This window comes from Pseudomonas subflava (assembly GCF_023823685.1).
GTDB classification, from domain to species: Bacteria; Pseudomonadota; Gammaproteobacteria; order Pseudomonadales; family Pseudomonadaceae; genus Aquipseudomonas; species Aquipseudomonas subflava.
The window spans coordinates 439,178-452,009 of record NZ_JAMXBF010000005.1 but is presented as its reverse complement, the minus strand read 5'-3'; the positions used below and the strand labels follow the sequence as shown (position 1 = coordinate 452,009).

Sequence of the window (12,832 nt, the reverse complement as noted above, 5' to 3'; positions counted from 1 at the left end):
CTCAAGCCTCCAGGGCGGCGATGGATTCGGCCAGCTCGCGCCACTCGACCAGCTCCGGCACGCCCGGCTTGCGCGCACCGAACAACTGCACGACCAGCTCGCCATCGGCGTCGAAGGCCTCGTAGCTGGTGATGATGCCGTCGCTGCTCGGCTTGCGCACACGCCACAGTTCGACCACGCCCGGGGTCTTCAGGTGCAGGTTGAACTCGGGGTCGAGCACGTTGAACCAGTCGCCCATCCAGCGCAGGTTGCTCACGGTGCCGGAGTGGATCTGGATGCAGTGCTGGTTGCCGACGAAGACCATGATCGGCACCTGACGGCTACCGGCTTCTTCCAGCAGTTTCGGCAGCTCCGCGGTGGCCAGCGGCTCGGCCCACTCGCGACCGGCCAGGCGCAGGGCCTGGGTACGGGCTACGTCGTGGCGCTTGAGCATAGCGAAGAAGTGGTGGGTGTCCTTCAGCTCGGCCCAGTCGGCGCGCAGGGCGGCGGCGTCCACCTCGGCATTGGCGCGCGGAGCCTTGCGTTCGGCCAGCGGCTGCAGGTCCAGCTCGGCGCTCTGCTCTGCGGCGCGGAAGCGCTCGACCAGCGGCAACCAGGCCGCTTCCTCGCTCTTGGCAGTCAGGTAGACCTTGTGCACGGCAGTGCCCTGGCGATCGAAGATCTGGATGCTGCGCTGCACGCCACGATCGATGCTCTCGGCGACGGCGAACACGCTGGCCCACTGGGTCATGAACAGGCGCAGGTCGATATCCGGAGAGACCACCAGGCCCATGGCGCCGTTGGCGCTGACCGAGACCTCGCGGTAGTAGCCCTTGCGCTCGTGCACGCAATGCTCGTTGCGGGTGAGCGCCATGATATAGCCCAGCTCGCCTAGCGCCGGCAGCAGCTCGCTCCAGTCGGTGCGCAGGCGCACGGCGTCCACGCCCAGGCGGCTGGCGGTCAGCTCGGCCTCGCTGACGCCAAGTCTGGCGGCGGCATCGCGGGCGCGCAGGCCGGTCTGTTCGGCGCGCAGGCGCTGCCAGTCCTGATAGAGCGCGGAGGCGTTGGGGGCGGTGGTTGGCATGGTCATGGGCTACCTCATTTCGTTGTTTGGCGAGCGAGCCTCCCCTACCCCGTTTAACGGGGAGGAGAGACAGCGGCTCGTTCGAGTCGGCGCAGGCTACTCCATCAAGAATTAAATTCCAATGCTTGTGATAACGATTTGCATTTGAGAAGAAATATCCATTACCGTGCTGCCCGCCAAATTCACTGGCCATCAAGAGCCACTAGCGGGAGTAAAGCCATGTCCACCCCACCCTTCGCCTTGCGCCCATGGATGGCGCTGTTGCTGCTCAGCCCCTCGCTGGCGCTGGCACAGACCACGGACAGCTCCACCGAACTCGCCCCCACCCAGGTCACCGGCACCGCCGCCAGCGAGGCGCTGCCGACGACAACACGGACCAATGCCGAGACGATCGAAAAGCGCTTCATCCGCAGCTTCGACGACCTCGGTCAGCGCTCCGAGCCCGGTGTCAACTACAGCCGCACCAGCGAGAGCATCAACATCCGCGGCCTGGATCGCGACCGGGTGCTGACCACCATCGACGGCATCCGCGTGCCGTGGCTGACCGATGGCGCGCGTAGCCAGGGCCCGACCGGCGGCGCCCAGGGCGGCCTCGACGCCATCGACTTCGACGGCCTGTCCTCGGTGGACATCGTGCGCGGCGCCAACTCCAGCCTGGCCGGCTCCGGCGCCCTCGGCGGCGCGGTGCAGCTGTTCACCCTCAACCCGGACGACCTGCTGGGCGAAGGCAAGGACTTCGGCAGCCTGATCAAGACCGACTACGACAGCGCCGACAACAGCTGGGGCCTGAACGGCGCCCTCGCCGGCCGCTATCAGGACACGTCCTGGCTGCTGCAGGGCGGCCAGCGCCAGGGTCCTGAGCTGGAAAGCGGTGGCAACGACGACGGCTATGGCACCCGTCGCACCGAGGCCAACCCGGCCGACACCGACCAGCAGAGTCTGCTGGTCAAGCTGCAGCAGCGCTTCGACGGCGGCCACAAGGTCGGCTTCACCGGCGAGCTGTTCGAGCGCGAGAACGACATCGACAGCCGCACCAACCAGGGCAGCACCTACTTGATCGGCGAGAACGGCACCGAAGAACACAGCAAGCGCCAGCGCCTGTCCGTCGACTACGCGTTCCGGGCCGAAGACGGCAACAGCCCGATCGACAGCGCCAACGCCATCGCCTACTGGCAGAAGCTGCGCCGCCACGACGACCAGAACGGCATCCGCTCGGTCGACAGCCGTGCCGCCATTCCCGACTTCCTGTTCTTCGGCCTGCCGGGCAACCCCTACCGCTATCCGAGTGGTCCGTTCGGCCGCGACAACCAGATCGAGAAGGAGCTGTTCGGCGTCTCCGGCGATATCGGCAAGCAGTTCGAGATCGCCGGCCTGCCGAACAAGCTGACCCTCGGCGGCGAGCTGTACCGGATCGACACCGAGCAGGTCTCCGAGGGCTACGACAACTGCCCCGGCTTCAGCATCTCGCCGAGCCACCCGATGTACATGGGCCCGGCGTCCTGCGACTTCCTGCACACCAACCAGGCCGACATGCCGAAGGCCGAGGCGACCCAGTGGGCCGTGTTCGCCGCCAACGAGATCAGCTTCGCCGACGGTCGCGTCAAGCTGACCCCCGGGCTGCGCTACGACCATTACAAGCAGGAGCCGAAGGCCACCGGCGACTTCGACAACAACACCAACCCGACCAACAACGAAACCCTGAAGTCGAGCAAGGACCACAAGCTGTCCGGCAGCCTGCTCGCCACCTGGCAGGTGGCCGAGGCAGCGCTGCTCTATGCCCAGTGGGCCCAGGGCTTCAAGGCGCCGGACGCCACCCAGCTGTACATGAACTACGGTTCCGAGGGTAACTACCTGCGCCTCGGCAACGCCGGCCTCAAACCCGAGGAAAGCAACGGCTACGAGATCGGCGCACAGCTCGGCAACGAGAAACTCGGCGGCTCGATCAGCCTGTTCGACAACCACTACAAGAACTTCATCGACGAAGACGTGGCGCTGTCGTCCGCGCAGGTCGCCGAACTCGGCCTCGACCCCAGCGCCTACCCGTTCGGCGTGACCCGCACCGAGAACCGCGCCAAGGTGCAGATCTACGGCGCCGAAGTGGCCGCCCACTGGGAGTTCGTGCCGCACTGGAAGCTGTGGGGCTCGGTGGCCTGGGCCAACGGCGAGGACCGCGAAACCAATCAGCGCCTGAGCTCCGTGGCGCCGATCACCAGCCTGCTCGGCCTGAACTACGAGCACGACCAATACGGCGCCGACCTGATGCTGCGCGCCGCAGCACGCCGCGACAAGGTGGAGAACGAGGGCGACTTCGAAGCCCCGGGCTACGGCGTGGTCGATCTCACCGGCTGGTGGCAACCCGCCGAGCTCGACGGCGTGAAACTCCAGGCCGGCCTGTTCAACGCCTTCGACAAGAAGTACTGGAATGCGCTGAACGTGCCCACCGGCACTCTGGTGCAGCCGGACGACTACTACAGCGAGGTCGGCCGCAACTTCCGCGTCTCCGCGTCCTGGCAATACTGAGTTCCACTTCGCGCAGGGAAGCGCGCCCTACCCCATCGCCACGCCCGTGCGGGATAATCCCCGCCCCGGCGTGGAGATGCTCATGATTCATCTGTGCGCCCCGGGTGAGCTGGTCGAAGGCCAGAGCCGGGGCTTTGTCGTTGCGGGGCGCAAGTTGCTGGCGGTGCGCCGCGACGGCCGCGCCCATGTCTACCTGAACAGCTGCCCGCATCGCGGGCTGACGCTGGAATGGCGTGCGGACGACTTCCTCGACGCCAGCGGCAGCCTGATCCAGTGCGCCCACCACGGCGCGTTGTTCCTCATCGAGAACGGCGAATGCGTGACCGGCCCCTGCGCCGGGCAGTCGCTGCAGGCCATCGCCTGTCACGAGAACGCCGAAGGTATCTGGATCGAATAGCTGCGCCTGCGCGCCGCGAGATGAAGATGCGCGGCGCGCCTACGACAGCACTTCGAGCCGCCGCAGCAGGCGCACCTCGGCCGGATCGACCGAGGCGCCGTAGGCCAGCACCTCGACGCCCGCCGCCCGCGCCTCGCGCAGGCCCGCCGCGTAGACCGGGTCGATCTCCTCGGCGGCGCGCACCGCCTCGATGCCGGACAGGTTCACGCAGTACAGCAGCACCGCGCGCCCGCCCTGCCGCGCCAATGCGGCCAGCTCGCGCAGGTGCTTGGCGCCGCGCTCGGTCACCGCGTCGGGGAAGGCAGCCACGGTGGAACCGGCGAAGCCCAGGGTGACGCTCTTCACCTCGAGAAACAGCGAGCCGCTCAGATAATCCAGACGAAAGTCCGCGCGACTGCCCTCGCTGCCGTAGGCCACCTCGCGCCTGAAGCCGGTGAAGCCGGCCAGCTCGGTGATGATGCCGGCGCGCAGCGCCTCCTCGACCAGCGCGTTGGCGCGCCCGGTGTTTAGGCAGGCCAGACGGCCGTGCGGCGTCTCGCCCAGCTCCCAGGTGCCCGGCAGCTTGCGCTTGGGGTCGTTGGAACGGCTGAACCAGACCCGCGCGCCTTCGCTCAGGCAGTTGAGCATCGAGCCGGTATTGGGACAGTGGATGGTCAGCGCCTCGCCGCTGCTCGTCTCGATATCGGCGAGGAAGCGCTTGTAGCGGCGCAGCAGACGCCCCTCCTCCAGCGGCGGATCAAAGCGCATCGGGGCTCCAGCTCTTCAGGCCGCGGGCGATGCGCTCGACTGCCTGTTCCAGGCGCTCGACGCTCTGCGTGTAGGCGAAGCGCACGTGGTGGCCGGCCAGGTGGCGACCGAAGTCCAGGCCCGGGGTGAAGGCCACGTGCTCGGTCTCGATGAAGTGCCGGCAGAAGGCGAAGGCATCGCCACCGAAGGCGGAAATATCCGCATATAAATAGAAGGCTCCCTCCGGCTCCACGGCGATGCGAAAGCCCAGTTCGCGCAGGGCCGGCAGCAGGTAGTCGCGGCGGATCTGGAATTCGTGGCGACGCGCCTCGAAGATCGCCAGGCTCTCCGGCTCGAAGCAGGCCAGCGCGGCGTGCTGGGCCATGCTCGGCGCGCTGATGTAGAGGTTCTGCGCCAGCTTTTCCAGCTCGGGCACGGCAGCCTCGGGCGCCACCAGCCAGCCCAGGCGCCAGCCGGTCATACCGAAGTACTTGGAGAAGCTGTTGAGCACGAATGCCTCGTCGTCCACCTCCAGCACGCTGGCCGCCTCGCAGCCGTAGGTCAGGCCGTGGTAGATCTCGTCGACCACCAAATGGCCGCCGCGCCGTTTCAGCGTGGTCGACAGCGCCGCCAGTTCATCCTTGTGCAGCAGGGTGCCGGTGGGGTTGGCCGGCGAGGCGACCAGGGCGCCGACGCTGTCGCCATCCCAGTGCCGCTCGATCAGCTGCGGCGTGAGCTGGTAGCGGCTCTCCGGGCCGACCGGCACCAGCTGCGCGGCGCCTTCGACCAGGCGCAGGAAGTGGCGGTTGCAGGGGTAGCCGGGGTCGGCCAGCAGCCAGTGCCTGCCCGGATCGACCAGCAGACTGGACGCCAGCAACAGGGCACCGGAACCACCGGGAGTAATCAGCACGCGTTCGGGGTCGATATCCACACCATAGCGATCGGCATAGAAACCGGCGATGGCCTGGCGCAGCTGCGGAATGCCGCGCGCCGCCGTATAGCGGGTGTGGCCGGCGGCCAGCGCGGCCTGCCCTGCACGCACGATGGGCGCGGCGGTGATGAAGTCCGGCTCGCCGATTTCCAGGTGGATCACGTCATGGCCGGCGGCCTGCAACTCGTTGGCCCGGGCCAACAGGGCCATGACGTGAAAGGGTTCGATGGCGCGGCTGCGCGCACTGAAGGACTGGGCCATTGGCCTTCCTTTATTGAGGAAAAGGGGAGATTCTAACCAACTGACCTGTAACCCCATAACACGTGAGACAACCGGGAGTAGCATCGCCGGAATCGATCTGGTAAGTTCGCCGGCTTGCAGCCGCAGGCCCCGGTGCACTTGCCGGCAAAGGAACAGATCCTGCGCAATGGATCAGAGAGAGTGAGAGGCGGTCATCCATGCCCACCAAAGCAAAACAGAACGGCAACCAGCTGATTCGTGGCTTCGAACCCTATAAAGAGAAGAAGGGCGAGGAGTACATGAGCGATCCGATGCGTGCTCACTTCACCAGCATCCTCAACAAGTGGAAGCTCGAGCTGATGCAGGAAGTGGATCGCACCGTGCACCACATGCAGGACGAAGCCGCCAACTTCCCCGACCCGGCCGACCGCGCCAGCCAGGAAGAAGAGTTCAGCCTGGAACTGCGTGCCCGCGACCGCGAGCGCAAGCTGATCAAGAAGATCGACGAGACCCTGCAGTTGATTGAGGACAATGAGTACGGCTGGTGCGACTCATGCGGCGTGGAAATCGGCATTCGCCGCCTGGAAGCCCGCCCCACCGCGACCCTGTGCATCGACTGCAAGACCCTCGCGGAAATCAAGGAAAAGCAGCTCGGTTCCTGAGTTGCATGACGGGGCGCCAAGGCGCCCCGTTTCATTTATGGCCGCTGATCAGCGGGCTGGCATCCAGCCGCCCCAGTCGATAGCCTCGCTGCAATGAACGACTCCCCCTACGTCGGGCGCTTCGCCCCCACCCCCAGTGGCTATCTGCACTTCGGCTCGCTGGTGGCCTGCCTCGCCTCCTACCTAGACGCCCGCAATGCCGGCGGCCGCTGGCTGCTGCGCATGGAAGACCTCGACCCGCCCCGCGAGATGCCCGGCGCCCAGGACGCCATCCTGCGCAGCCTGGAGACCTACGGCTTCGAATGGGACGGCGAGCTGGTGCGACAGAGTGAGCGGCATGCGGAATACGCGGCGCTGATCGAGCGGCTGCTGAACCAGGGCCTGGCCTATGCCTGCACCTGCTCGCGCAAACAGCTGGAAGGCAGCGGCGGCATCTACCCGGGCAACTGCCGCAACGCCGGCCACGCCGACACCGACGCGGCCATACGCCTGCGCGTTCCGGCGCTGGAATACCGCTTCGTCGACCGGGTGCAGGGCGAATTCCGCCAGCACCTGGGCCACGAGGTCGGCGACTTCGTCATCCGCCGCCGCGACGGGCTGTTCGCCTATCAACTGGCCGTGGTGCTGGACGACGCCTGGCAGGGGGTGACCGATGTGGTGCGTGGCGCCGACCTGCTCGACTCCACCCCTCGCCAGCTCTATCTGCAGGAACTGCTCGGCCTGCCGCAGCCGCGCTATCTGCACGTGCCGCTGATCATCCAGCCGGACGGCCACAAGCTTGGCAAGAGCTACCGCTCGCCACCGCTGCCGGCCGATCAGGCACCGCCTCTGCTGACCCGCGCCCTGCGCGCCCTCGGCCAGCAGCCGCCCGCCGAACTGGCCGAGACCACGGCGCGCCAGGTGCTCGACTGGGGCATCGCCCACTGGGACGCCACGCGCATCCCGCGCAGCCGCACCCTGGCCGAAGCCCAGCTGCGCTAACGCCACCGCGCCAGTCGCGCCCTACGCGGCTTCCGCAGGGTGGACTCAGGAGCGCAGCGAACAGTCCACCATTCACCCGCAGCCGAAGCCCCGCCATCCCGGTGGCGTACAGTTGTGCGAGGACGCCCTGCGCCGCCCCTTATTCGCGATCGACATGGAGCTTGGTCGTCGCGACTTTCCGTAGCTGGACTCAGAAACACAGCGAACAGGCCGCCGTCCCGCCCGCATATCCATCGCCTCCCTGCCGCCCACCGCGCCGCGGGTACGCCCACCTGATCGGGCCAGCGGCGCATCGCTGTGGCCGGAGCCTGGCGGCTTCCTTTACCATCGCCGCATTCCTCGACGAGAAACCCCATGTACATCTACCGACTGGTACTGATCCTGGTGGTGGGCATCTACCTGTTCTCCCCCGCCATCATGGACTGGTGGATCGACCCCGACGGCGCCTGGTACAGGCCCTACCTGCTGTGGCTGATCCTCATCGTCGTCACCTTGATCCTGCAGAGCCAGCGCGATGCCGACGAGCTTTGAACTCAGCCAGCTGATCCTGATCAGCGCCGCCTATCTGCTGTTACTGTTCGGCGTCGCCTGGATCAGCGAAAAGGGCCTGATCCCGCGCTGGCTGATACGCCACCCGCTGGTCTACACCCTGTCGCTCGGCGTATACGCCAGCGCCTGGGCCTTCTACGGCACGGTCGGCCTGGCCTATCAGTACGGCTTCGGCTTCCTCGCCAGCTACCTGGGTGTGACCGGCGCCTTCCTGCTGGCGCCGGTGCTGCTCTATCCGATCCTGCGCATCACCCGCACCTACCAGCTGTCGTCTCTGGCCGACCTGTTCGCCTTCCGCTTCCGCAGCACCTGGGCCGGCGTGCTCACGACGCTGTTCATGCTGGTCGGCCTGCTACCGCTGCTGGCCCTGCAGATCCAGGCCGTGGCGGATTCCATCGGCATCCTCACCCGCGAGCCGCTGCAGGACCGCTTCGCCTTGGGCTTCTGCGCGCTGATCACCCTGTTCACCATCCTCTTCGGCGCGCGCCATATCGCCACCCGCGAGAAGCACGAGGGCCTGGTGTTCGCCATCGCCTTCGAGTCGATCGTCAAGCTGCTGGCCCTCGGCGGCATCGGCCTGTACGCGCTGTACCAGGTGTTCGGCGGCCCCAAGGAGCTGGAGCTGTGGCTGCTGCAGAACCAGCACGCGCTGGCCGCGCTGCACACTCCGCTGCAGGAAGGCCCGTGGCGCACCCTGCTGCTGGTGTTCTTCGCCTCGGCCATCGTCATGCCGCACATGTACCACATGACCTTCACCGAGAACCTCAACCCGCGCGCCATCGTCACCGCCAGCTGGGGCCTGCCGCTGCTCCTGCTGCTGATGAGCCTGTCGGTGCCGCTGATCCTCTGGGCCAGCCTGAAGATCGGCACCACCACCAACCCGGAATACTTCACCTTGGGCCTCGGCTTGGCCCTGGGTGATCGCACGCTGGCGCTGCTGGCCTATGTCGGCGGCCTGTCCGCCTCCAGCGGACTGATCATCGTCAGCACCCTGGCGCTGTCGGGCATGGCGCTGAACCACCTGGTGCTGCCGCTCTACCAGCCGCCGGCAGAGGGCAACATCTACCGCTGGCTGAAGTGGACCCGCCGCGGCCTGATCCTGGCCATCATCGCCGCCGCCTACGGCTTCTATCTGCTGCTCGGCGCCGAGCAGGACCTGGCCAACCTCGGCATCGTCGCGTTCGTCGCCACCCTGCAGTTCCTGCCCGGCGCGCTGTCGGTGCTGTACTGGCCCACGGCCAACCATCGCGGCTTCATCGCCGGCCTGCTCGCCGGCATCCTGGTCTGGGCGCTGAGCATGCTGGTGCCGCTGGTGACCAACCTGCAGGGCATCTACCTGCCGATGCTGGACATCCTCTACGTGCTGGACGAAAACAGCTGGCACTTCGCCGCGGTCGGCTCGCTGGCCGCCAACGTACTGGTGTTCACCCTGGTTTCGCTGTTCACCGAGGCCAGCGACGAGGAAAAGAGCGCCGCCGAGGCCTGCACCGTGGACAACGTGCGTCGCCCGCAGCGCCGCGAGCTGGTCGCCGGCTCGCCGCAGGAATTCGCCGCCGAGCTGGCCAAGCCGCTCGGCGCCGTCACCGCGCAGAAGGAAGTGGAGCGCGCCCTGCGCGACCTGCACCTGCCCTTCGACGAACGCCGGCCTTATGCCCTGCGCCGCCTGCGCGACCGTATCGAGGCCAACCTGTCCGGACTCATGGGCCCCAGTGTGGCCCAGGACATGGTGGAGACCTTCCTGCCCTACAAGTCCGGCAGCGAGGCCTATGTCAGCGAAGACATCCACTTCATCGAGAGCCGCCTGGAGGATTATCAGTCGCGCCTCACCGGCCTGGCCGCCGAGCTGGACGCCCTGCGCCGCTTCCATCGCCAGACCCTGCAGGAACTGCCGATGGGCGTGTGCTCCCTGGCCAAGGACCAGGAAGTGCTGATGTGGAACCGGGCCATGGAGGAGCTCACCGGCATCAGCGCGCAGCAGGTGGTCGGCTCGCGTCTGCTGAGCCTGGTGGAACCCTGGCACGATCTGCTGCGGGACTTCATCGAGCAGGACGAGGAGCATCTGCACAAACAGCACCTGGCGCTGGACGGCGAGGTGCGCTGGCTCAACCTGCACAAGGCGGCGATCGACGAGCCGCTGGCCCCCGGCAACAGCGGCCTGGTGCTGCTGGTCGAGGACGTCACCGAGACCCGCGTGCTGGAGGACCAGCTGGTGCACTCCGAGCGCCTGGCCTCGATCGGCCGGCTGGCCGCCGGCGTGGCCCACGAGATCGGCAATCCGGTCACCGGCATCGCCTGCCTGGCGCAGAACCTGCGCGAGGAGCGCGAGGACGACGAGGAGCTGGGCGAGCTGAGCACCCAGATCCTCGATCAGACCAAGCGCATCTCGCGCATCGTCCAGTCGCTGATGAACTTCGCCCATGCCGGCCAGCAGGAGCGCGCCGAGTACCCGGTGAGCCTGGCCGAGGTGGCGCAGGATGCCATCGGCCTGCTGTCGCTCAACCGCAACAGCACCGAGGTGCAGTTCTTCAACCTGTGCGACCCGGAACACCTGGCCAAGGGCGACCCGCAGCGCCTGGCCCAGGTGCTGATCAACCTGCTGTCCAATGCTCGCGACGCCTCGCCGGCCGGCGGCGCCATCCGCGTGCGCAGCGAAACCGCGGAGCACAGCGTCGAGCTGATCGTCGAAGACGAGGGCACGGGCATCCCGCAGGCGATCATGGACCGCCTGTTCGAGCCCTTCTTCACCACCAAGGACCCGGGCAAGGGCACCGGTTTGGGCCTCGCGCTGGTCTATTCCATCGTGGAAGAGCATTATGGACAGATCATCATCGACAGCCCGGCCGATCCGGAACGCCAGCGCGGAACCCGATTCCGCGTTACCCTGCCGCGTTATGTCGAAGCGACGTCCGTAGCGACCTGAGTAGTGACCTGGAATCCGTCCGCGCGAGCGCCCAGCCCCGGACGGCATTCGGAGACCGTCGAGAGAGAATCAATGCCGCATATCCTCATCGTCGAAGACGAAACCATCATCCGCTCCGCCCTGCGCCGCCTGCTGGAACGCAACCAGTACCAGGTCAGCGAGGCCGGCTCGGTGCAGGAGGCCCAGGAGCGCTACAGCATCTCCTCCTTCGATCTTGTCGTCAGCGACCTGCGCCTGCCCGGCGCGCCCGGCACCGAGCTGATCAAACTGGCCGAAGGCAGCCCAGTGCTGATCATGACCAGCTACGCCAGCCTGCGCTCGGCGGTGGATTCGATGAAGATGGGCGCGGTGGACTACATCGCCAAGCCCTTTGACCACGACGAAATGCTCCAGGCCGTGGCGCGCATCCTGCGCGATCATCAAGAGGCCCGCCGCAACCCACCGAGCGAGGCGCCGAGCAAGGCCGCCGGCAAAGCGGGCGCCCCGGCCGAGGGCGAGATCGGCATCATTGGCTCCTGCGCTCCCATGCAGGACCTCTACAGCAAGATCCGCAAGGTCGCCCCCACCGACTCCAACGTGCTGATCCAGGGCGAGTCCGGTACCGGCAAGGAACTGGTGGCCCGCGCCCTGCACAACCTTTCCAAGCGCGCCAAGGCGCCATTGATCTCGGTGAACTGCGCGGCGATTCCCGAGACCCTGATCGAATCCGAGCTGTTCGGCCACGAGAAAGGCGCCTTCACTGGCGCCAGCGCCGGCCGCGCCGGCCTGGTGGAAGCGGCCGACGGCGGCACCCTTTTCCTCGACGAGATCGGCGAACTGCCCCTGGAGGCACAGGCCCGTCTGCTGCGCGTGCTGCAGGAAGGCGAGATCCGCCGGGTTGGCTCGGTGCAGTCGCAGAAGGTCGATGTGCGCCTGATCGCCGCGACCCATCGCGACCTCAAGACGCTGGCCAAGACCGGCCAGTTCCGCGAAGACCTCTACTATCGCCTGCACGTCATCGCGCTCAAGCTGCCGCCGCTGCGCGAACGCGGCGCCGACGTGGTGGAGATCGCCCAGGCCTTCCTCGCCCGCCAGTGCCAACGCATGGGCCGCGACCATCTGCGCTTCGCCCACGATGCCGAACAGGCCATCCGCCACTACCCCTGGCCGGGTAACGTGCGCGAACTGGAGAACGCCATCGAGCGCGCGGTGATTCTGTGCGAGGGCAACGAGATTTCCGCCGAGCTGCTGGGCATCGACATCGAGCTGGACGACCTGAGCGACGACGAATTCGCCGAGCAGCCCGCCCAGGGCGCCGTCAACAATCACGAGCCGACCGAGGACCTGTCGCTGGAGGATTATTTCCAGCATTTCGTGCTCGAGCATCAGGACCACATGACCGAGACCGAGCTGGCGCGCAAGCTCGGCATCAGCCGCAAGTGCCTGTGGGAACGTCGTCAGCGTCTGGGCATTCCTCGGCGCAAGGGCGCGGCCGCGGGTTCCTGAGGCGAAGCGCGGTGACAAGTCGGCGCCCCCCTGGTTCCAGGCTGTTACCCCAATCAAACATCGCGTAACAAAAGCCGGGTTCATCGGTAACGAGAACCCGGCTTTTTTCTGCCCGCGATTCCGGCGCGTAAATGCTAAGTCATTGAAAAATAAGGGATCACAAAAACTGGCACGGCATCTGCTTTATGTCTGGCACAACAACAATAACAACGCTTGAAAAACTCATAACAAAAACAATACGAATCGGCTCCAGCACAACAAAAACAACAACGCGGAGGCGCAGCTAACTGATTCTTTTGGAGAGGATTTGCCTTTGGGGTTCGCCCCACGACCAGGCCGAGAACAACAAAAACTGCAC

10 protein-coding genes are annotated in these 12,832 nt (G+C 66.6%); 7 read left to right on the top strand and 3 right to left on the bottom strand.

The annotated features are described in order from the left end of the window. Position 1: 1 nt before the first annotated feature. Positions 2 to 1,069, bottom strand: coding sequence for a hemin-degrading factor (locus NF616_RS08765; protein ID WP_252272842.1), 1,068 nt, complete (start codon positions 1,067 to 1,069; stop codon positions 2 to 4). A gap of 213 nt (positions 1,070 to 1,282) precedes the next feature. Here NF616_RS08765 and NF616_RS08760 point away from each other — a divergent pair, with 213 nt between their 5' ends. Both NF616_RS08760 and NF616_RS08755 read left to right on the top strand, forming a co-directional pair. Continuing rightward, positions 1,283 to 3,583: a TonB-dependent hemoglobin/transferrin/lactoferrin family receptor gene (locus tag NF616_RS08760; RefSeq protein ID WP_252272841.1), complete on the top strand. Its 2,301-nt coding sequence runs from the start codon at positions 1,283 to 1,285 to the stop codon at positions 3,581 to 3,583. Positions 3,584 to 3,665: 82 nt separating this feature from the next. Next, positions 3,666 to 3,980 (top strand): Rieske (2Fe-2S) protein, encoded by a 315-nt coding sequence (locus tag NF616_RS08755; protein ID WP_252272840.1) that lies wholly within the window; start codon positions 3,666 to 3,668, stop codon positions 3,978 to 3,980. Between the two features lie 39 nt (positions 3,981 to 4,019). Here the strand turns inward: NF616_RS08755 and sfsA are convergent, their stop codons facing one another. Together sfsA and NF616_RS08745 are read right to left on the bottom strand one after the other, a co-directional pair. Beyond that, complete coding sequence (sfsA, locus tag NF616_RS08750; RefSeq protein WP_252272839.1) at positions 4,020 to 4,727, bottom strand: DNA/RNA nuclease SfsA; 708 nt, start codon at positions 4,725 to 4,727, stop codon at positions 4,020 to 4,022. Continuing rightward, positions 4,717 to 5,898: a pyridoxal phosphate-dependent aminotransferase gene (locus NF616_RS08745; protein WP_252272838.1), complete on the bottom strand. Its 1,182-nt coding sequence runs from the start codon at positions 5,896 to 5,898 to the stop codon at positions 4,717 to 4,719. Before NF616_RS08745 ends, sfsA begins: the two co-directional genes overlap by 11 nt. A gap of 197 nt (positions 5,899 to 6,095) precedes the next feature. Between NF616_RS08745 and dksA the strand changes: the two genes are divergently transcribed. The 5 genes from dksA to NF616_RS08720 all read left to right on the top strand — a co-directional run bounded on the left by dksA (position 6,096) and on the right by NF616_RS08720 (position 12,474). Then, positions 6,096 to 6,539, top strand: a complete 444-nt coding sequence (gene dksA, locus NF616_RS08740) for an RNA polymerase-binding protein DksA (RefSeq protein ID WP_043308772.1) — start codon at positions 6,096 to 6,098, stop codon at positions 6,537 to 6,539. Positions 6,540 to 6,632: 93 nt separating this feature from the next. Further along, positions 6,633 to 7,520 (top strand): tRNA glutamyl-Q(34) synthetase GluQRS, encoded by an 888-nt coding sequence (gene gluQRS, locus NF616_RS08735; protein WP_252272837.1) that lies wholly within the window; start codon positions 6,633 to 6,635, stop codon positions 7,518 to 7,520. 354 nt (positions 7,521 to 7,874) lie between these two features. Beyond that, positions 7,875 to 8,051 carry a hypothetical protein gene (locus tag NF616_RS08730; RefSeq protein WP_043308774.1) on the top strand — a complete coding sequence of 59 codons (177 nt, stop codon included), beginning with the start codon at positions 7,875 to 7,877 and terminating at the stop codon, positions 8,049 to 8,051. Continuing rightward, a complete protein-coding gene (locus tag NF616_RS08725; RefSeq protein WP_252272836.1) occupies positions 8,035 to 10,989 on the top strand; it encodes a sensor histidine kinase in 2,955 nt (984 codons plus the stop codon). The genes NF616_RS08730 and NF616_RS08725 overlap by 17 nt, the downstream gene beginning before the upstream one ends. A 72-nt stretch (positions 10,990 to 11,061) precedes the next feature. After that, the gene (locus NF616_RS08720) at positions 11,062 to 12,474 is read left to right on the top strand and encodes a sigma-54-dependent transcriptional regulator (RefSeq protein ID WP_252272835.1); all 1,413 of its coding nucleotides are present in this window, start codon (positions 11,062 to 11,064) and stop codon (positions 12,472 to 12,474) included. Positions 12,475 to 12,832 lie beyond the last annotated feature (358 nt).